The organism is Verrucomicrobiota bacterium JB022 (genome assembly GCA_030673845.1).
Taxonomy (GTDB): Bacteria; Verrucomicrobiota; Verrucomicrobiia; order Opitutales; family Oceanipulchritudinaceae; genus WOUP01.
Genome location: JAUTCQ010000006.1, coordinates 49,491 through 68,426, shown reverse-complemented (window position 1 = coordinate 68,426; position 18,936 = coordinate 49,491). Strand labels below are relative to the sequence as shown.

Here is an 18,936-nt window from a genome sequence, read left to right as displayed (position 1 = left end):
TTTGCTTTCTTTTGGCTCGCGCTTTATCTATGAGAGAAACGTATGTCGTCGGTTGCTCTTGAAATACCTTGGGAAGTGCTCAGACGCAAAGTCTGCGTGCTCCACCGCCATCTGCAGTCGCAGATCCTGGCGGCACGGCAGGCGGGCGGCGCACAACGGCAATCCGAAATCGATCGTGTCTCGCGCGCGGATGTCATCTACCGGGTCGACGCCCGGAGTGAAGAGGTGATCCTGCGCTGGTTTGCCGACCACTGGCCCCAGGACTACCCCGTCGAGCTGGTGATGGAAGGCCTCGAAGGCCCGGAGCCCGTCACCTTCCCGCCGCGCACGCCCCTGCACCGCACGGTGGTCAAGTGCATCATCGACCCGGTCGACGGCACGCGGCCCTTTATGTTCGACAAGCGCTCGGCCTGGATTCTGACCGGGCTCGCCCCTCAGCGGCTCCATTACAACACTTTGGCCGACATTCAGGTGGCGGTGATGACAGAGCTGCCATGCAGCAAGCAATACATCGGGGACCAACTCTCGGCCGCCCGGGGAGAAGGCGTCATGTCGTGCCGGATGGACGTGATTACGGGCCGCAACTACGAGTGGAAGCCGGCCCCCTACCCGCGCGCCCAAATCGAGCACGGTTTTTACTCCGTGGTGAAGTTTTTCCCTACCGGCAAGGCACGCCTGGCGGAGCTGGAGGAACGCCTGATCGAGGGCCTCGGGCTCAACACCACCCTGCATGGCGCGGAAGTCTTCGACGACCAGTATTTGAGCACCGGCGGCCAACTGTATGAGCTGGCGGCCGGGCGCGACCGCTTCCACCTCGACTTGCGGCCCCTGGTGAATACCCACCTGCGCCTGCCGCAAAAGCTGGCCTGCCACCCCTACGACTTGTGCACCTCCCTGATTCTGCAGGAGCTGGGGGGCGTGGTGGAGCAGCCCAATGGAGACCCGCTCGACGCCCCGCTCGATACTACTACGCCCATTGCGTGGGCCGCCTACGCCAATGCCGAGCTGGCCAACCGGGTGCGTCCCGTCTTGCAGGAAGCCATTGCCGCCACCTTTGATGATCGCGGGGCATTCCCATCTCTGGGGCGTGGGCGTCGATAAGCGCCATTTTGCCTGATCCAGCGCCGTGCACCTTGCATGGCAGGCAATCCCCGTTTGGATCCGCCAACTTTGATAAGCGGCTCTTATTCAGGCGCTAGCAGCGGTCAAACGCCTCCCAAATCGAGGCTGGCATCAAAAATGTAAGTAGGTGGGCAGAACGTCAATCAACCAGGAGACGCCATGCCTACCGAAACTCATTATTACTCCCCCAAAAACGAACCTTCCCCCGCCCAGCCGCACGATGAAGCCGGCCACGGCGACACCCAGCATCAAGGCTTCCGCGAGACCGCCCGTGAGCAGTCGCGCCACCTGAAAGACGAGGTGAAGGAGCGTGCCCGTGAGGCCCGCCACAACGTGCAGTCGCAAGTCGAAAGCGGCGTGGACGCCCAGCGCCACCGCTTCAGCGACGTGATCCGCGGCTACGGCGACGCCGCCCATGCTGCCGCCGACGAAATGCGCGGCGAAGAAAGCAGTCTGGCCGGGGCAGGCGACTACTTGGATCGCCTCGCCGACACCTGCTACCAGGCGGGCGACTACCTCGAAGACCGCAGCTTGCGCGAGATGGCCGACGATGCCTCCAGCTGGGTCCGTCGCCACCCGGGAGTGAGTTTCGGCCTGGCCTTCGCCGCCGGTTTTGCGCTCAGCCGCGTGCTGACCGCCTCCCCCGTCTCCCAATACGAAGACGAGGGCCCGCAGGACGATTGGCCGCATACGCCGGAGAACACGCCGCGCGGCCAAGCCTACAGCGCTCACACGGAAGGTGAGTGGCGCGTCGACCCGTCTGCCCCGCAGCGCCCGAAGACCACCGCCGCCGACCCCGCTGCCCTTTCCGCCGGCACCCTGAACTCTCAACAGAGCTAAGCCGTGGATACGCAGACCCATACGCCACCGCCACCCCCCCATGCCGACGTGGGCTTGGCTGACCTCTTGCGCCAGTTGCGCGACGAGGCCGAGCTGCTCGTGCGGCAGGAAGTGAAGCTGGCCCGCCAGGAGACGCAGGAAATGGTGCGCCACTACATCCGGGCTTCCATGGCCCTGCTGGCCGGCGCCCTGATCCTGCATGCCGCCTTCCTCGTGCTTTTGTGGACGATCGGCACTTCGCTGATGTCGGCCTTCGAAGCGTGGGGCATGGATGAGCACCTGCTCGTGTGGCTCGCGCCGCTATCGGTCGCCGTCGTCACGGGTATCGTGGGCTTTATCCTGCTGCAGCAGGGCAAGGCCAAGCTCGCCGACTCCCGCGCCCGCCCCGAGAAAACCGCCAAAACGCTGAAGGAGGATCAACAATGGGCTCAGTCCAAAATCAAGACCGCGATGTCGTAGACCCAGTGGCGCGCGAGCAGGCCCTGATCCGCCAGCGCCAGCAACTCGACGGCGAGCGCAGCAGCGACGAATGGGCCGAGGAAATCCGCCTCACCCGTGCCCGCATGGACGCCACGCTCGACCAACTGGCCGACCGCCTGCACCCGCGCGAATGGGTCCACGAAGCGCAGACCTGGATCTCCGAAATCAAACCGGACGAAGTCATGAACGTCGTCCAGAACGGTGCCAATGCCACCGGTAACTTTGTGCGGCGCCATCCCTTTGCCTGCGGGCTCATCGCCTCCGGCGTGGCCCTGGCTGCGATTGGCGCCGGTAAACTCCACCAATCCGAAGAGGATACCATGAATTCCGACCACCACCTGCGCCGCGACCCCGAGGCCCCTTCCAACCGGGAGAACCTCCGCGCCGCCGCGCTCAACCCAGACGAACTCCAAACCGACCCCGCCATGCAGCAGCATCAACCGACTCAAATCCACGGAGGCGGGAGCCTGCCTCTGCGGGACACCCCTCCCTCCGCCACCACCATGCCCAGCCACTCGAGCCCCAGCGCCGCCAGCCGCGCCTCCGACCGCGCCCACGGCTACGCTGGCCGTGCCCGCCAAGGCATGAGCCGCGCCAAGCAGCGTGCCCGCGCCCAAGGCCACCAGGTGAAGGAGCGCGTTTCCGCCTCTTACCACGACGGTCGCCAGCGCCTCCAGGCGACGACCGAAAGCCACCCCTTGGCCGTCGCCGCCGGCTTTGCCGTGGCCGGCCTGCTGCTCGGCCTCGCGCTGCCCCGCAGCCGCCAGGAGCGCCAAGTGCTTGGCACCTACGGCCAGCGCATTCGTGACAACACGCGCGCCCAGGCCGAAGACCTCGTGCAGCGCGGCAAGCATGCCGTCAGCTCCGCCATGGAGACGGCCCGCCACGAAGCCAAGAACGAGGGCCTCACGCCGCAGCAGCTCCGAGAAAAGGCCGAACACGTAGCCGACCATACGCGTGAAGATCTGAAAAAAGAAGGGCTCACCCCGGAAGAGCTGACCGCCCGCGCCCGTCGCGTGGCCGAAAAATCAAGCGAAGCCGCCGAAGCCGAGGCCAAGCACCCGCACAAGCAACCAACCGAAGTCCACTAAAACTTTCAACCCGTCACTCCCCGTCAGCTCCGGCTACGGGGAGTTTTTGACGCCCCCACTCTTTCTCTCTTCGCCATGCCCAGCCTCAATCCCACGGTTTCCGCCCACGAGCGCAGCCACGAGCTGCCACACCAGCTCTCGCTCAAGGGCTGGTGGCACGTCATCCGCCTGACCCAGGAGAGCATGGGGAAGGACTTTCTGGCGCTCGTCTCCTCCGGCGTCGCCTTTTACCTCCTGCTGAGCCTCTTCCCGGGCATCGCCGCACTAGTGGCCCTCTACGGCCTCCTTTCCGACCCCCAGCAGGTGCAGCAACAGCTGGAAGGCGTGCGCGGCATGATGCCCGACCAGGTTTACCAGATCATCCACGGCCAGGTAACTGCCATCACCACGCAAACCACAGTGGCTGGCTGGAGTGCCGTCGTGAGCATCACGCTCGCGCTCTGGGGGGCCTCGCGCGCCACCAAAGGCATGATGCAGGCGCTCAACCTCATCTACCACGAGGAAGAGACGCGCGGCTTTATCCGCACCAACCTGATCGGCTTCGGGCTGATGGTCGGCATCACGGTAGCGGGCATCATCGCGATCGGCGCAGTCGTCGCCCTGCCCCCGATCATGAGCGCCCTCAACCTGCCCGGCTGGTCTCTGGGGCTGATCTCCTTCGCCCGCTGGGTCCTCCTCTTTGCGATGGTCATGGGCGTGCTCGCCCTGCTCTACAGCGTGGGCCCCGACCGCAAGCCGCCGCACTGGCAATGGAACACCTGGGGGGCCGCTATCGCCACGATCCTCTGGATCATCGGCTCCGGCCTGTTCTCGTGGTATGTCGCCAATTTCAACAGCTACAACAAGACCTATGGCAGCCTCGGCGCGGTCGTGATCCTCATGATGTGGCTCTACCTCAGCGCTTTCGTCGCCCTGCTCGGCGCTGAAGTCAACGACGCTCTGGAAAAGGAAACCGGCAAACGCGCGGCGGATGCGCGCAAGTAAGGAGCGCAAGGCACAAAAAAACCGGCACGTATGCCGTGCCGGTGAAAGAAAAATCGTAGGTGCTTCTGGCGCTGCGCTAGCTTTGCTTGCGACGGCGCAGGAGGACGAAGCCCGCGATCCCAAGGCCGGCGAAGGCTGCCGTCGCGGCAGGCTCGGGGACCACCGGGGCACTCGTATAAAGACCCGTGTTGGGGGTCGTCTCGTAGGCGTAAGCCAAGATGCTATAACCCGCCTCACCTCCTGGGAAATCGAATTGGGCCCAACCGTAGTGGGTATCGGTGCCAATCGTGAATTCGAAACCGATAAACCCAATGCCGCCACCGCCTTCACCCGTTACGGGGTCAATCCAACCAGCTCCTTCCGTCAATCGGGGTCCAAAATTCCAACCGGGGGCGGTAACAAAGGTGTCGTTACTGTCGATGAACCTCTCGTCGCCCAACTGAGCTGGGAAGTTCGACATTCCAGCAGGGTCTTGCACCCACCGCGTGCCGTTTGAACTCGCGATGCGCATCAAGTCGAGAGAGTCGTAGAAGGACATCGTCACCTCGGTGATCGAGTCGCCATTGAGGTCAAGTGCATAGCTACCGCTGCCGGAGATGGAAATCGGGATCGCGGGCGTGGTGACATTCACCATGGCCGAGATCGAATTGGTGAGAGCGCCCAAGGCCATGGCGCCTGCCACCAGAGGAAAAAGGAGAGACAATTTCATGATTTATTGTTCAGACGAAGCTTAGAGAAAAAACTACTGGACCAGCAGAAGCCCATTAGAATCCTGACGCATCCAGTACATACGAGCTAATGACTGAAGACAACAGCTTTTGAAGGACCGCAAAATCCCTTACGTTCTTGGACGGCGGTTAAAACAGGTTACCATACCGCTAGTAGCTTGGTTGCCAAGCCCTACCCCTCGGTAGGGCGCCGGAGCGCCTTGTTCAGCAAGTCGCTCAACAGGCGCTGCTCCTCGGGCGAGAGGTGGCCGTACATCTGCTCATTCAGCGACTCCTTGACCGCCTTCAATTCTGCCAATTGGTGCCTACCCTCATCTGTCAACTCCAGACGCGCACAGCGACGATCATTCGGGTCGGGCTCGCGCCGCACCAGGTGTTGCGCGACGAGCTCTTTTGCCATGCGCGTGATGTTGGCCTTGTCCAGCGCGCAATGCTCGGCAATCCCCTGCAGGTGCAGCCCCGGTTGCTCTTCGATCAACAGCAGCGCGTGGTAGTGCACCAGCGAAAAACTATACCCGAGGGCCTGCATGCGCGCGCCCCACTCGGCACGAAAACCACGGACTACTTGACCAAGGGCGAGAGGGAGATGCGGATCGACAGACATGAGGCGAGGGTGGGAGTGAGGAAAAAATATCTTGCGGTTGACGTCAGCATTAGAATAGCCGAAAAGTTGCATCATACAACCATTTAATTCCTTTCGGAAATTACATGTCTACCGACGCCCGCCATTCTTCATCGCCGGCCACCTCGCTGCGGTTCACCGCCCTGCTTGCCTCCGTCACCGCCCTCACCTCGTTGTCCATCGACGCGTATCTGCCCGCCTTTCCCGACATGGCAGCGTATTTCGACGAGCCGATCTCCAAGGTGTCGGCAACGGTGGGCGTCTACATGTGGGGCATCGCCGTAGGCCAGCTCATCGGCGGGTACCTTTCCGATCGCTTTCGCCGCAAGCACATCCTGCTGGCCGGGCTCTTCATTTTCATCCTCAGCTGCATCGGCATCGCCACGCAAACGACGCTGCAGGGCGTCTACATCCTGCGCTTCTTCCAGGCGCTGGGCGGCGGCTTCGCCATCGTCTCGGTGCCCGCGATCATACGCGACCGGGTATCGGGCAACGCGGCCGCCAAGCTCTTCGGCATGGTAGGGCTCATCACCATGTGCGCGCCGGCGGCAGCCCCCAGCCTGGGCACGTTGATCCTCGAATTTGCCGACTGGCATGGCGTCTTCATCTTCCTCACCCTCTACGCCATCGTCGTATCCCTGGCGCTGATGCGCGGCCTCAAGCCCGCTACGCACCACATCCCTACCATGGGCAAGCTCACGCTGGTGGAGTCGTTTTCAATGGTGTTGAAAAACCCGCTGGCGCTGCACTTCGTGGGCGTGATGTCGATGTGCTACAGCGTGGTGCTGATCTTTGTGACCAATGCCTCGATGCTGTATCAGGAGCACTTTGCCGCGAGCAAGCGCCTGTTCTCGATCCTCTTTGCGGCCAACATCGCCACCATGATCTGCTCAATGCTCGTCAGCCGCAGCCTGATCGGCAAAGTCCGCCCCGTAAAGGTCCTGCGCACGGGCGTGCTGATCCAGAGCGTGACGCTGATCGGCCTCTGCCTGGCCTACAGCCTGCGCCCGGAGCTGACCACCGTGGTACCGTTTCTGATGATCTCGGTGGGCATCGTGGGCGCGATCGGGCCCAACGTCCAAGCCTGCTTCCTCGAATTCTTCCCGCGTAATGCCGGGGTCGCCGCCTCGATCCTGGGGACGCTGCAGTTCCTGATCTCCGGCGCGCTCAGCACGGCCTCGGCCTGGGTCAGCGGCGAATATGGCGTGTTGCCGCTCTTCGGCCTCATGGCCACCTGCGCGACGCTCGCCCTCGTCTCCGCCTGGCCCACCCCGCAGAAATTCGACGCCGCCCTCACCGCCAGCCTGCAGGCGTAACGGCAGACGCCCTTCCAAACATAAAAAACGCTCCCGGCGGAGAACCGGGAGCGTGCAAAGGTGAACGAATCGAGCAGAAGCTACCTTATTGGCAGGCTTCGCACTCTTCGCCATTGCGCATGGCCTCGATGGAGCAGACGAGCTTCTCCTCTTCGGTGAAGGTCTTGCGCGGGGCGGCGGCGGGGGTCTTGCTCTGCTTCATCGTCACGGTCGCCTTTTCGATATTGGAGGCGCCGAGCGTGCGGAGGTAGTAGGTGGTCTTGAGACCTTGCTCCCAGGCGGCACGGTACATGTGGCTGAGCGTCTTCATGTCGGGCTCAGCCAGCCAGAGGTTCAGCGACTGGCTTTGGTCGATCCACTTCTGGCGACGCGCACCGGCCTTGATCACCCACTCGTAGGGCACGTCGAAGGCCGTCAGGTAACGCTCGCGCAGGTCTTGCGGGATGCCGTCGACCTTGCTCAGTTCGCCGTCGAAGTACTTCAGGGCGTCGCGGATCTCGTCGGTCCACAGGCCGCGCTCCTTCAAGTCGCGCACGAGGAAGGCGTTGAGCACCACAAAGTCGCCCGAGAGGTTGCTCTTGACGAAGATGTTCTTGTAGGTGGGCTCGATGCACGGGCTGCTGCCCATGATGTTGCTGATCGTAGCGGTCGGGGCGATGGCGAGCACGTTGGAGTTGCGCATGCCTTGCTGGCCGATCCGGGTGCGCAGGGCGTCCCAGTCCAGCTTGCCGCCGCGGGCCACGTCGAGCGGCATACCACGCTCCTGCTCGAGCAGGTCGAGCGTGTCCGGCGGGAGCAGGCCACGGCTCCACTTGCTGCCCTGGTAGGTCTCGTAGGTGCCGCGCTCGGCCGCGAGGTCGCTGGAGGCCTCGTAGGCGAAGTAGGCGATCGCTTCCATGAACTCGTCGTTGAATTCGACGGCTTCCTGGCTGGCGAACGACATGCCCTTGACGAACAACGCGTTTTGCAGGCCCATCACGCCGAGGCCGATCGGGCGGTGGCGGCTGTTGGCGGTGCGGGCGGCGTCCGTCGGGTAGAAGTTGATGTCGATCACATTGTCCAGCGCACGCACCGCGATGCGGATCGTCTCGCGCAGCTTTTCGAGATCGAGGCTGCCATCGGCCTTGATGTGGTTTTCGAGCACCACCGAGCCGAGGTTACAGACGGCCGTTTCGTCCTTGCTCGTGTTGAGCGTGATCTCCGTGCACAGGTTGGAGCTGTGGATGACGCCCGTGTGATCCTGCGGGCTGCGGACGTTGCACGGGTCCTTGAAGGTGATCCACGGGTGACCGGTCTCGAAGAGCATCTTGAGCATCTGCTTCCAGAGGTCGACCACGGGCACTTGGCGGCTCCAGATCTTGCCCTCTTCGGCCGCTTGCTCGTATTGCTCGTAACGCTCCTCGAAGGCCTTGCCGTAGAGGTCGTGCAGGTCGGAGACTTCGTTGGCGCGGAAGAGCGTCCAATGCTTCTTGGCCCCGGGCTCGGAGCGCAGCGCGAGGCGCTTCATGAACAGGTCGGGGATCCAGTTGGCCGTGTTCATGTCGTGCGTGCGGCGACGGTCGTCACCCGTATTGCGGCGCAGCTCCAGAAAGTCGTAGACGTCGTTGTGCCACGTTTCGAGGTAGGCGCAGCCACTGCCCTTGCGCTTGCCGCCCTGGTTGACGGCCACGAGCTGGTCGTTGTGCAGCTTGAGGAAGGGGATCACGCCCTGGCTCTCGCCATTGGTGCCCTTGATGTAGCTGCCCGTGCCGCGCACGCTCGTCCACGAGCCACCGAGGCCGCCCGCCCACTTGGAGAGGAAGGCGTTTTCGGCAATGCCGCGCACCATGATGCTCTCGATGGAGTCGTCGACCTTGTAGAGGTAGCACGACGAAAGCTGGCTGTGCATCGTGCCGCTGTTGAACAGCGTGGGCGTGCTGGAGCAGAAGCGACGGCTCTTGTAGAGGTTGTAGAGGTCCATCGCGCGGCCCTCGCGGGTCGCCTTCTCCTCGCGGAAGAAGAGGCCCATGGAGACGCGCATCCAGAAATACTGCGGCGTTTCGAGGCGACGGTGCGGGCTCGCGCTCTTGTCGACGATGAGGTAGCGGTCGTACAGCGTCTGGATGCCGAGGTAATCGAAGTCCATGTCGGCATTCGGGTCGAGCGCGTCGGCCAACTGATCGAGGTCGTAGGCTTCGACCACCTTCGGGTTGAGACGCTCGAGCTGCACGCCACGGCGCAGGTAACGCTTGAAGCCACGGCGGTGGGCGTCCTTGAGCTTGCCGATGCCATCGCGGGCGATGTCCCAATCCAGCACCTCTTCGTAAATGTAGGTCAGCAGGATGCGACCGGCGAACTTGGTGAAGTCTGCGTCTCGCTCGATCAACGACTTGGCGTTGAGGATGATCGTGCGCTTGAGGTCCACATACTTCATCTCGCTGTAGACGGAGCGGCGCAGCTCCTGCTCGATCGCGTCGTTGCTCAGGTTGAGCGCGAGGCCGATGGTGGCGTATTCGATACGCAGCTTCAGATCGAGGCCGTCCCAGAACTCGTTGCGGCCATCCTCCATCGTCACGAGGATCATGCTGGCCTGGCGGTCGTCGTCGCGCGGCACTTCCACCTCCTGCTGTTCGCGGATGTGGCGGCGGTGGGCGCGGTAGAGGATGTAGCCTTCGGCGACCTTGAAGTGGCCCTGACGCATCAACTCTTCCTGCACCATGTCCTGGATTTCCTCGATGTGGACGCGGCCCACGTTGAGGTTGCGCACGCGCTCCGTCACCGTGCGGGAGACGACCACGGCCGGCTCGCTGTCGAGGCCCATCGTGAGGAAGGCCTTGCGCACCGCGATCTCGATCTTGTTCGAGTCCCACGGCACTTCGCGGTTGTTGCGGCGGATCACGCGCACGCTCAAGGGCGCTTCCAGCTCTTCCTCGCCCGCATTGCGCAGGAGCAGGAGGCTCTTGGCCACGTCGGGCGCATTGTGATCGAGCAGGATCTTTTCGACCAGCAGGTCGATCTCGCGCGGGCTCAGGGTCAGCGGCTTGCCTTCGTTGACCAGCTTGGCCAGGCGGTCACCCACCGAACGAGAGACCGCACCCACGAACTCCTGATTCTTCGGGGTGAAGATCAGGTCTTCGTCGGTATCGCGGCTGAGGAGCAGGTTCGTCAGTGCCAGGCCGATCTTGTCGGCCACCTCGGCGAGGTCGAAGTCGAGCACCTCGTCGTCGCGGCGCACCTTGATGGTGGCCGGCACGAGTTCGGGCGAGAACAGCGAATCCTGCCGCACGGTGCCACGCCAGTCAAAGCGCGGCTTGGTGTCGGCGGGGGCAGTAATGAAGCGCTTCAGCGCGAGATCTTCGTCAAAGTGGGTCGAAATCATGGGACGTAGCCTTAAAAGTGATTGGAACAGAAGTTAGGGGAGTGAGAGGAGTAATTTAACAGAAGAGCACTAAGGACACGAAGAGGAGAGGGTAGAGTTCGGCCTGCGGTTCAAACAAATCCGCAAAACTCTCTTCCTCTCCTAACTTCTGTTCAAATGGATCTACTTTGTGCTCTTCGTGTTCTTCTGTAATACCCGGATTCTACAGATCGTCTTCGTCGACTTCGGCCAAAGACGAAGCCTTGCGGTATTCGGTGACGCGGCCTTCGAAGAAGTTCTGCTCCTTGCGGATGTCCATCATCTCGGCCAGCCAGGGCAACGGGTTGGTGATGCCCGGATTGAGGACCGGCAGCCCGCAGGATTCGAGGCGGCGGTCGGCGATGTAGTCGATGTACTGGATAAATTCGTCGGCGCTGAGACCCAGAGCGTTGACCGGGAGGCAGTCGCGGATGAACTCCTTCTCCAGCGTGATGCCCTCCTTCATCGTGGCGACGAGGTCGTCCTGAAACTCCTTCGTCCACACGTCGGGGTTCTCGGCCACCAGATCGAGCATGCAATTCTTGAAGACCTGAATGTGGTTGGACTCGTCGCGCAGGGTATAACGGAACATCTGGCCGATGCCCGGGAACTTGTTCTGGCGGTAGAGGCTCAGCACCATGCCGAAGAGGCCGTAAAACTGCGTGCCCTCCATCACCTGACCAAAGAGGAACATGTTCTTGGCCAAGGCCTGCTTGTTCTCGGTCTTCGTCAGGTCGAAGTCCCGGCGCAGCGAACGGCTGTTGCGCACCACAAACTCCGTCTTCTTCTTGATCGTATCGACATCCTCAAACATCGCCTCGCACTCGTGCGGGTTGATGCCCAGTGAGGCCAGCATGTAGACAAGGCTGTCGGCGTGGATGTTCTCCTCGTGGGCGTGGCGACCCAAGACCAGCTTCAGCTCCGAAGCCGTAACCAGCTCGCGCGTTACGTGCTGGATGTTGTCGCCCACAATGCCTTCGGCCGCACTGAAATAGCCGATCGCCATACGGATGATCCAGCGGTCGATTTCGCTAATCTCCCCGCTGGTATCCCGCCACTGCTCCACGTCCTTCTGCATCGGGACATCTTCCGGCTCCCAGTGGTTGGCCTTCATCGTCTTGTAAAGATCGTAAGCCCATTGATACTTCAACGGTAAGATGTTGAAGAACATGGTGTCGCGACCATTGATGACGCGCTTGGCGGCAAATGCTTCCTCGGCCTTGTCGCGGTCGAGGACGAAAGTCTTGTTTCCGATGGTGTAGGTGGTGGTTTCCATGGAGCGATGGCAGCTAAAATTCGCAGGATAAAGGGCTTAGGCGCGTCAAGGAAAAGAATGACGAAAATAGGGCCCGAAGCCCTACATATTGTGTCAATTCAGCCCTTCGGGCACCAGATGTTGTGCACCGTAGGAATCGAAGGGGGGGCAGTCAACACCGAACCGGCTCAATTTTTGCCCCTGATTTTCAGCTTGCGCCAGAAGGTGACATTTTGCCGGAAACCACCAGCCTGCTCCACCTCCGGCGGCATACAATGAACCTTAGGAATCTAGGCGCAAGAAGGAGATATTCCAAGTTATCCACCGAGTTATTCACAACGACTTTTGCCAATTATCAACGACTTACAAATTTTCCCACACCTTCCAGCAACGTTTTCCCCACAATTGTGAATAACTTACACACTTCGCACCATCTGAAGTGACGGATTTGTGACGCCTCTCACCGGATAGCGCCCCAAAAGTAAGGCAAAACGAAGGTGCAGGTTTACGTTAGCAGCGATTCAAGAAAATCAGAGCCAAACCGGCCTGGATTCCCAATCGCGCGGGAACCCCATATCCGCCTGCATTTTCACCGGCAATGACAGAACATGGGCGCGCACCCTCTCCAACCAATCGGACTCAGGGGCGACCACCTGCACCACATGCCCAAGCAAAACCAAGGAATTATAGAGGCGCCTGGGCTCTTGCGGGTTCAGGCTCTTGACCACAGCATTCGGCTGCTTTTGCGGAAGCGACACCGTCACCGTAAACTGGCGATTCCAGAGACGTGCGTGGTGCGCCGATAGGTTCCGCAAGTAAACGGTATGCTCCAGCAGGGATTCAAAGCCATTGATCGATAACCCATAAATTCGCGCTACAGCTTTCTTGTCCCGATCTGCTGCTGTATTTGCATAGAAGCGGCTCAACAAGCCAAAACTCATGACCTCAGTCACACACCAGATTGGCGGGCGATTCATGCCATGCTGGTTTCGATAGTGAGAGACGAAGGGCTCCTGACTTTGGCCTAGTAAGCGGTCCAAGGAATCGAGATTCGCTTGATAACGCCTTTGGTGGCGAAAACAGGCCCCTTGCTCATAAGCGTCAGGGCCGTGTGATTCTCCCATGATGTAGGCCCATGTGGCGCGAACCGAAACTTCCAGATGCTTGCAGGCCTCCCCCACCAAAGCTCGTAGCTTTCGATCAAAAACATACAGTGCCCACAGCTCCTCAAAAGTTGTGCCGTGCCTGAATTGATCTTTGGTATCCTGAAACGGAAAACGATAGGCCGACAACCGATAGTAACTATAGTGGGTCAAAATATGCTTCGCAAACGCGACATCTCCCACTTGCAGCCCGCGCGCCCTGAGAATGGCAATCTGCTCATCGTAGCGCTTAAAAGCGCTTTGCCACCATATTCTTGAGGCTAAAAGAGTAACCCGCCAATTTGGGCATCGTTGAGAGGCCTGGCGGGTATTGTTAAGAAATAATATGAGAGCAATAGCGCACCTAAACAAGGAAATAGATCGGGTAGCCTGACGGAACAATCCCGCCAGGCCACCCGGACCCAGCCCATTAGAGGGCGTAAACATAAGCCATTAACCCCCAACACCCTTACCGCCCGTGCCGCCGCGACAGGTTGGTGTTTAGAAACGCGCCCATGCCGGTGTAAAGCATCAACTGGCGGAGGCTGCGCATGGTACCGAGCATGGAGGCCTCGCCCTTCACGTTGGGCTCTTGCACCGGGCGCAGGATGAGGATGGACGCGATGGTAAACGTGAATGAAAGCGCGAAGCCGATGCGGAACAGCGTCGCCTCGTCCAGACCCCAATTCTGGCCCTGACTGAGGAACCACCCGGCCGCCACCGGGCCCATGGCCGTGCCCAGCGAAGTGATCGCCAGGTGAATGCTGATGGCCGCGCTCTTGGCATGCCGGGGCACCAGCTTCATCAGCAGCAGGAAGATCCCGAGCAGGTAGCCGACCGAGACCGTGCCGCCCCAACACCAGAGCGGGTAAAGGATCCAACGGTTGCCAGGGTTGAGAAACAGCCACGTATAGTCCATGCCCTTCCACGCCACGAGCGACAGCATGATCACGGGCCGCGCGCCATGCCGCTCCACCAGTCGACCGACATGCGGCATCGCAATCGCGCCCATCAGGGTCGAAAGGATCGTGAGCGTGGCCATGAGGAAGACCGTGCCGTCGAGGTGCCGATAGACATAGAGGGGCACAAAGGGGCTGATGAAGCTGATCCAGAAGCCCACCCAGGCGGCAAAGATCACGAAGCGCCAGAACGCCTTCTCACCCTTGAGCAAGCGCAGGTTTTGCCAGAAGTGCGCACGGCTCAGCTCCCCATCCTTCCCGGGGGTGCGGATGGTGTTGTTCCACAGGGCCGAGCCCAGGCGCGCCACCACCCCGATCCCGATCAGCCACTGGAAGTGCCGGATGGAAGAGCCCTCCGCATCGTAGGCCAGAGCCGCCACCAGCACGAGGTAGGCGACCGTGGCGGCGTTGATCCAGCGGTTGCGCACGCCAAAGTAACGACTCTGCAGGGGTGTGGGCACCCAGTCACGCGTCCAAGCCGTCCAGCCGACCGTGACCAGCGAGGCCGTGATACAGATGCCGGTAAAGAAGAACAGCATCAGCTCGCGCACCGCCCCAGGGTCTTCCGTCGGCACATAGGGCAGGAAGCCGACGAAGGTCAACCACAGCCCCACGTTGAACCACGCCATGTTGACCGCCAGGTCGCGCCCCGTGAGGTAGCGCGCGAGAAACGGCACGATGAACACCTGCAGGAAGTTGGCCCAAAAGGGCAGCGAGGCGATCCAGCCATACGTCGCCTTGTCCAACCCAAAGCGGTCGACCAGCAGCATCGAGAGCAGGAAGTTACCCGGCAGCGCGAGGAAGACCCACGGGGTCGCAAAGGTGCCCTCGATGATGCAGTTGGTCAGGTTGGCGCGCAGGCTGCCCAGCGGGGCAGATGGTCGGCGGCGGGAAGCGGAAGCACGCATGAGATGAAGCGTCCTGTTATCGGCTGGAGTTCCTCGCAAGTAAAGCCACCTGCGCCGCCTTGCGCAAACGTTTCGTGGCTGGCGGGCACCACTTGTTCCGCGCCTTGACTTGCCCCCTTCCGAAAGTAAGAGAACCCAACGCAAGACGATGAGTCGTGCTACCGGCCCCTCGGAAGTCTACAGGGGGTTTTCGGCTTTCAGGGCCGAAACATTCCCAACGCCAGCGATCAAAGCCGCAAATATCTGGAGGTCGAGCTTCCCGCAGGCAGATCCCTACAAGCTTCAATCTTGCGCTACGCCAGCGACAGCCCCGGCTTGCTGGTGCCGGAAGGATGCCATCACTTAGCCCGGGGTCGAGGGCCGCAAGGCCCGATACCCCGGGAATCTCACGCAACTAAACTGCACACCGGAGGGTGTGCCACGGCGGCAGGACCCTTCTGAATCAACACCAGCCGCCTCTCTTTTTGGAGGAATCTCTCCCCCACCCTGGTCCGCGGCGGCGGATCGGGTCGCGCAAGATGCCTGAAAACAAAAAAGGTCGCGTGTCGCCGGGCGGGCGGTTACGCGACCATTTCGGTCCAAGGCGCTTTCTGCAGGACTGCCCGGGAGGTGCCGGGAGCGGGCACGGGCTGAGCAATCAGCGGGTGAGAGCGCAGCCGGCGATTGCGGGGGCGCTCTTCCTGCAGGAACTTGAGGTATTTAAGACGCGCTTTTTTCAACATGAAGGAATTGGGCCCAGCTGGCATCGATGTCCGAACCAGCGACGATGGCCGCGAAAGGACGCCACTTGGGGCGGCTCGGCTTACGGATCAGCCGCAGCCCCGCCTCGTGGGGCAGCCGGTTGGCCTTGCGCGCATTGATCTCCCGGGAGCAGGTGACGATGTTTTCCCAGGAGGTGCGCCCACCCCGCTCGCGCGGGATCACGTGGTCGAGCGTCAGGTCTTTGGCGCGAAACGTCTGCCCGGTGTACTGGCAGGTGAAGTTGTCGCGCTCAAAAACGCTCTGGCGGTTGAACTTGACCTCGGTGATGGGCAGCCGGTCAAAATCGTTCAGCAGCAGCACCTTGGGCATCAGGATGCTGCGGCGGATGGTGCGGACCCACTCCGCGCCCTTCAGGTTGCGGCTGGCGGCGGCTTCGGAGAATTCCAGCCAATCGACAGTGGAGAGCGGCAAGAACTGGCCGTCGAACGTATTGATCACGCGCGCGTGATCCTGCCAAAGCAGCGTAAAGGCCCGCCGCACGCCAATGATGTTCACCGCCTGCCAATTGCGGTTGAGCACCAGCACCCGGCGAAAAGATGGCCTCTCGTCGTTGACCTGAGTGTCTTCGGTGGAGGAGGACGGTGCGAAAATCATCTAGGGATTCGATTATAATCGAGAAAAGGGGGCGCCTGTCAATCCTTCAACAGCAACTGTCAAGCCTATTTAACCCAGATGTCACACCAACGTCAGGCAATGGGGGCTGGCGAAACCCGAAACCTCCGCTATAGTGGGAGGCGATGTCACCGGTAGAGTTTTTGTTACTCGCACCCGTCTCGCTGTTCGTGATCAGCGGGCCGCTTTCGGCGGTGCCCCTCTTCCTGGCCATTACGCCCGACAACTCCCCCAGCGAGCGGATCGACATGGCGCGCGTCGCCTGCATCGTCGCCTCCTGCGTGCTGCTGGCCTTCGCGATGCTGGGCGAGCTGATCTTCCGCGCCATGGGCATCACGATCCCGGCCTTTCAGGTGGCCGGGGGCGTCCTGCTCTTCCTCATCGCGCTCGACATGCTCAAGGCGGAGGAATCGCGCCGCCAGATCACGCCCGAAGAGAGTGCGGAAGCGGCCCGCCGGCAAGATATTGCGGTAACGCCGCTCGCGGTGCCTCTGCTGGCCGGCCCGGGCGCCATCTCCACCAGCGTGCTGCTCCAGAGCCAGGCCGACACCTGGGTCCACATGGTCATCCTCTACGGCTCGATCGTGGCAGTCATGTTTGTGACGTTTATCGTGCTGCGCTTCTCGGCGTATGGGGCGCGCTGGCTCAACCCCCTCATGCTTAGGGTCAGCCGCCGCCTGATGGGCCTGATCCTCGCGGCCATGGCGGTCCAGTTTGTCTTTAATGGCTTGCAGAGCAGTGGCTTGCTACCAGCCCGCTAGGGCTTGCCCTGCGTTTTTTACGAATTAGCCAGCTAATCTTATCGCGAATAGAAGTTAAGCGATCCAAAGACCGGGCGATATGCATGAGTGGTTACCCTTGGTCCCACTCCTGCCTGTATCCGCCATGAAATTTCTCCAGCTCCGGTCTTTGCGCGCTAAAGTGTTCACCGCCGCGACGCTCTGCTTTGCGTTGATCGCCCTTTGTGCCGCGCTGCTCTACCACAACATCGCGACGCTGCTGGAGACCGAGCATGCCGTCGACCACGCACGCCAGACGGTCGAGTGCATCGACGAGCTGCAGCAGTGCCTGGCCGACATGCAGACCAGCGTACGCGGCTACTTGCTGACCGACGATGCCAGCTATCTGGAGCCCTACCAGGCCGGGCTGGAGCGCATCCCTTTGCTGATCGACGAAGCGAAGGCGCTGTTCGCAGCCGAGCCGGAGCAACAGGCCGAGCTGGACCGCATCCATGGGCTCGCCCGCGAATGGATCGCGCAAGACCTGCAGCCCGAGATCGCGCACCGCCAGGCCGTCACCGCCGGCACCCTCACTTTCGCCGCGCTGGTGGAAGACCTCGACCGCGCCAAGAGCCATGGCCGCGTCCGCCAGATGCGTGAGGCCATCGCGGAGCTCCGCGCTCACGAAGACACCTTACTTGCGGCCTTGAACGCTAGTTTCGACCGCATTGCCCTCCACTCCGAATGGTGGGCTTCGCTCGGGATCGGCCTGGGCATTGCGATCGGCTTTGCGGGCCTCATCACCATCGTGCGCCAGACGAGCAACCTGCTCGCACGCCTCGCCCAATCCATCGACCAAGGGGCCGACCAGATCGCCGCCGCCACCCACCAGATTGCCGGGGCCACCAGCGCCCTCGCCAATGGCGCCACGGAGCAGGCCTCGTCTCTCGAAGAATCGAGCGCCTGCCTCGAAGAAATCTCCGCCAACACCGCGCGCAACGCCGAGACCACCCGCGAAGCCCTCCCTATCGCCAAAGCAACGGAAGAAGCCGCCACCGCCGGCGCCCAGACCGTGCAGGAGATGCTCGCCGCGATGCAGGAGATCCGAGAAGCCGCACTCAACGTCGGCCAGATCACTAAGTCGATCGACGAAATCGCTTTCCAGACCAACATCCTCGCGCTCAACGCCGCCGTGGAAGCCGCCCGGGCCGGGGAAGCCGGGGCCGGCTTTGCCATCGTGGCCGATGAGGTGCGCACCCTCGCCCGCCGCAGCGCCGAAGCCGCCCGCCTCACCACCACGCAGCTCCAGGGCTCCCGCGAAAAGGCCGAGCACGGAGCGTTGATCAGCAACCGCCTGGGGAGCAGTCTCGAAACCATCGTCGCCGCCACTCACCGCGTCAACGCCTGCATCAAGGACATCGACGCGGCCACCCACGAGCAGAAAACCGGCATCGAGCAGATCAACCAAGGCGTGAGCCTGATCGACCAGGTGGTGCAGACCAACGCCTCGATGGCCGAAGAGACCGCCGCCGCCTCCGAAGAGCTGCACCAGCAGTCCAAGGCGCTCAAGCGCCTCGTCGACGATCTGCTGATCATGAGCGGCAGCCGTCAGGAGAAAACCATGGCCGCTACCGTCGAAGCCCCTGCCATGCATCAGCCTGCCCGCTCGCACGGCCTCAATGGCCGCAGCCACCGGATGACCTTCGCCAAAGACCCCAATCAGCTCAACGGCCACTCTCCCCGGGTCGCCCGCCTCCTCGTGCCCCAAAGCGCCGTCCATCTGGAGCTGGAGCGCGGGAACTAAGCGCCTCCTGACTTCTTGAGCCGAGGATTTGATAACGTTTTATATAAATCTCTTAAAACCGCCGAGAGCAGCGACCGCACGGGCACCTTCTTCCCCATTGTGCAGCTAAAGGGCACCGCAGTCGTCGCAAACGTGCCCGAGCCAACTACCTTCACCTTGTTTGCCGCACTGTGCGCACTTGGGGTTGCCGCCCTTCGCCGTCGGCGCGGATAAGGA

General features: G+C 61.8%; 16 protein-coding genes. 8 read left to right on the top strand and 8 right to left on the bottom strand.

The window, feature by feature from the left end; genetic code table 11:
• Nucleotides 1–42 precede the first annotated feature (42 nt).
• The 5 genes from Q7P63_04020 to Q7P63_04000 all read left to right on the top strand — a co-directional run bounded on the left by Q7P63_04020 (nucleotide 43) and on the right by Q7P63_04000 (nucleotide 4,517).
• The gene (locus tag Q7P63_04020; protein ID MDP0499247.1) at nucleotides 43–1,101 is read left to right on the top strand and encodes an inositol monophosphatase; all 1,059 of its coding nucleotides are present in this window, start codon (nucleotides 43–45) and stop codon (nucleotides 1,099–1,101) included.
• A gap of 180 nt (nucleotides 1,102–1,281) precedes the next feature.
• Nucleotides 1,282–1,962 (top strand): hypothetical protein, encoded by a 681-nt coding sequence (locus Q7P63_04015; GenBank protein MDP0499246.1) that lies wholly within the window; start codon nucleotides 1,282–1,284, stop codon nucleotides 1,960–1,962.
• Nucleotides 1,963–1,965: 3 nt separating this feature from the next.
• Nucleotides 1,966–2,421 carry a phage holin family protein gene (locus tag Q7P63_04010; GenBank protein ID MDP0499245.1) on the top strand — a complete coding sequence of 152 codons (456 nt, stop codon included), beginning with the start codon at nucleotides 1,966–1,968 and terminating at the stop codon, nucleotides 2,419–2,421.
• Nucleotides 2,385–3,533: a DUF3618 domain-containing protein gene (locus Q7P63_04005; protein ID MDP0499244.1), complete on the top strand. Its 1,149-nt coding sequence runs from the start codon at nucleotides 2,385–2,387 to the stop codon at nucleotides 3,531–3,533. The genes Q7P63_04010 and Q7P63_04005 overlap by 37 nt, the downstream gene beginning before the upstream one ends.
• Nucleotides 3,534–3,608: 75 nt before the next feature.
• Complete coding sequence (locus Q7P63_04000) at nucleotides 3,609–4,517, top strand: YihY/virulence factor BrkB family protein (protein ID MDP0499243.1); 909 nt, start codon at nucleotides 3,609–3,611, stop codon at nucleotides 4,515–4,517.
• A gap of 76 nt (nucleotides 4,518–4,593) precedes the next feature.
• Here Q7P63_04000 and Q7P63_03995 read toward each other — a convergent pair whose 3' ends face one another.
• Nucleotides 4,594–5,226, bottom strand: coding sequence for a PEP-CTERM sorting domain-containing protein (locus tag Q7P63_03995; GenBank protein ID MDP0499242.1), 633 nt, complete (start codon nucleotides 5,224–5,226; stop codon nucleotides 4,594–4,596).
• A 191-nt stretch (nucleotides 5,227–5,417) separates the two neighbouring features.
• Nucleotides 5,418–5,849: a MarR family transcriptional regulator gene (locus tag Q7P63_03990; GenBank protein ID MDP0499241.1), complete on the bottom strand. Its 432-nt coding sequence runs from the start codon at nucleotides 5,847–5,849 to the stop codon at nucleotides 5,418–5,420.
• A gap of 104 nt (nucleotides 5,850–5,953) precedes the next feature.
• On the opposite strand from Q7P63_03990, the gene Q7P63_03985 reads away from it, so the two are divergent.
• Nucleotides 5,954–7,183, top strand: coding sequence for a multidrug effflux MFS transporter (locus tag Q7P63_03985; protein MDP0499240.1), 1,230 nt, complete (start codon nucleotides 5,954–5,956; stop codon nucleotides 7,181–7,183).
• An 85-nt stretch (nucleotides 7,184–7,268) separates the two neighbouring features.
• On the opposite strand, the gene Q7P63_03980 is transcribed toward Q7P63_03985, so the two are convergent.
• The 6 genes from Q7P63_03980 to Q7P63_03955 all read right to left on the bottom strand — a co-directional run bounded on the left by Q7P63_03980 (nucleotide 7,269) and on the right by Q7P63_03955 (nucleotide 16,179).
• Nucleotides 7,269–10,541 (bottom strand): ribonucleoside-diphosphate reductase subunit alpha, encoded by a 3,273-nt coding sequence (locus Q7P63_03980; GenBank protein ID MDP0499239.1) that lies wholly within the window; start codon nucleotides 10,539–10,541, stop codon nucleotides 7,269–7,271.
• 202 nt (nucleotides 10,542–10,743) lie between these two features.
• Nucleotides 10,744–11,835, bottom strand: coding sequence for a ribonucleotide-diphosphate reductase subunit beta (locus Q7P63_03975; protein MDP0499238.1), 1,092 nt, complete (start codon nucleotides 11,833–11,835; stop codon nucleotides 10,744–10,746).
• 509 nt (nucleotides 11,836–12,344) lie between these two features.
• Nucleotides 12,345–13,403 carry an Abi family protein gene (locus Q7P63_03970; GenBank protein MDP0499237.1) on the bottom strand — a complete coding sequence of 353 codons (1,059 nt, stop codon included), beginning with the start codon at nucleotides 13,401–13,403 and terminating at the stop codon, nucleotides 12,345–12,347.
• Nucleotides 13,404–13,425: 22 nt separating this feature from the next.
• The gene (locus Q7P63_03965; GenBank protein ID MDP0499236.1) at nucleotides 13,426–14,823 is read right to left on the bottom strand and encodes an MFS transporter; all 1,398 of its coding nucleotides are present in this window, start codon (nucleotides 14,821–14,823) and stop codon (nucleotides 13,426–13,428) included.
• A 560-nt stretch (nucleotides 14,824–15,383) separates the two neighbouring features.
• Nucleotides 15,384–15,545 (bottom strand): hypothetical protein, encoded by a 162-nt coding sequence (locus Q7P63_03960; GenBank protein ID MDP0499235.1) that lies wholly within the window; start codon nucleotides 15,543–15,545, stop codon nucleotides 15,384–15,386.
• Nucleotides 15,523–16,179, bottom strand: coding sequence for an HNH endonuclease (locus Q7P63_03955; GenBank protein ID MDP0499234.1), 657 nt, complete (start codon nucleotides 16,177–16,179; stop codon nucleotides 15,523–15,525). The genes Q7P63_03960 and Q7P63_03955 overlap by 23 nt, the downstream gene beginning before the upstream one ends.
• A 161-nt stretch (nucleotides 16,180–16,340) precedes the next feature.
• On the opposite strand from Q7P63_03955, the gene Q7P63_03950 reads away from it, so the two are divergent.
• Nucleotides 16,341–16,958, top strand: a complete 618-nt coding sequence (locus Q7P63_03950) for a MarC family protein (GenBank protein MDP0499233.1) — start codon at nucleotides 16,341–16,343, stop codon at nucleotides 16,956–16,958.
• Between the two features lie 124 nt (nucleotides 16,959–17,082).
• On the top strand, nucleotides 17,083–18,720 hold the full coding sequence (locus Q7P63_03945; protein ID MDP0499232.1) for a methyl-accepting chemotaxis protein: 1,638 nt from the start codon (nucleotides 17,083–17,085) through the stop codon (nucleotides 18,718–18,720).
• Nucleotides 18,721–18,936 lie beyond the last annotated feature (216 nt).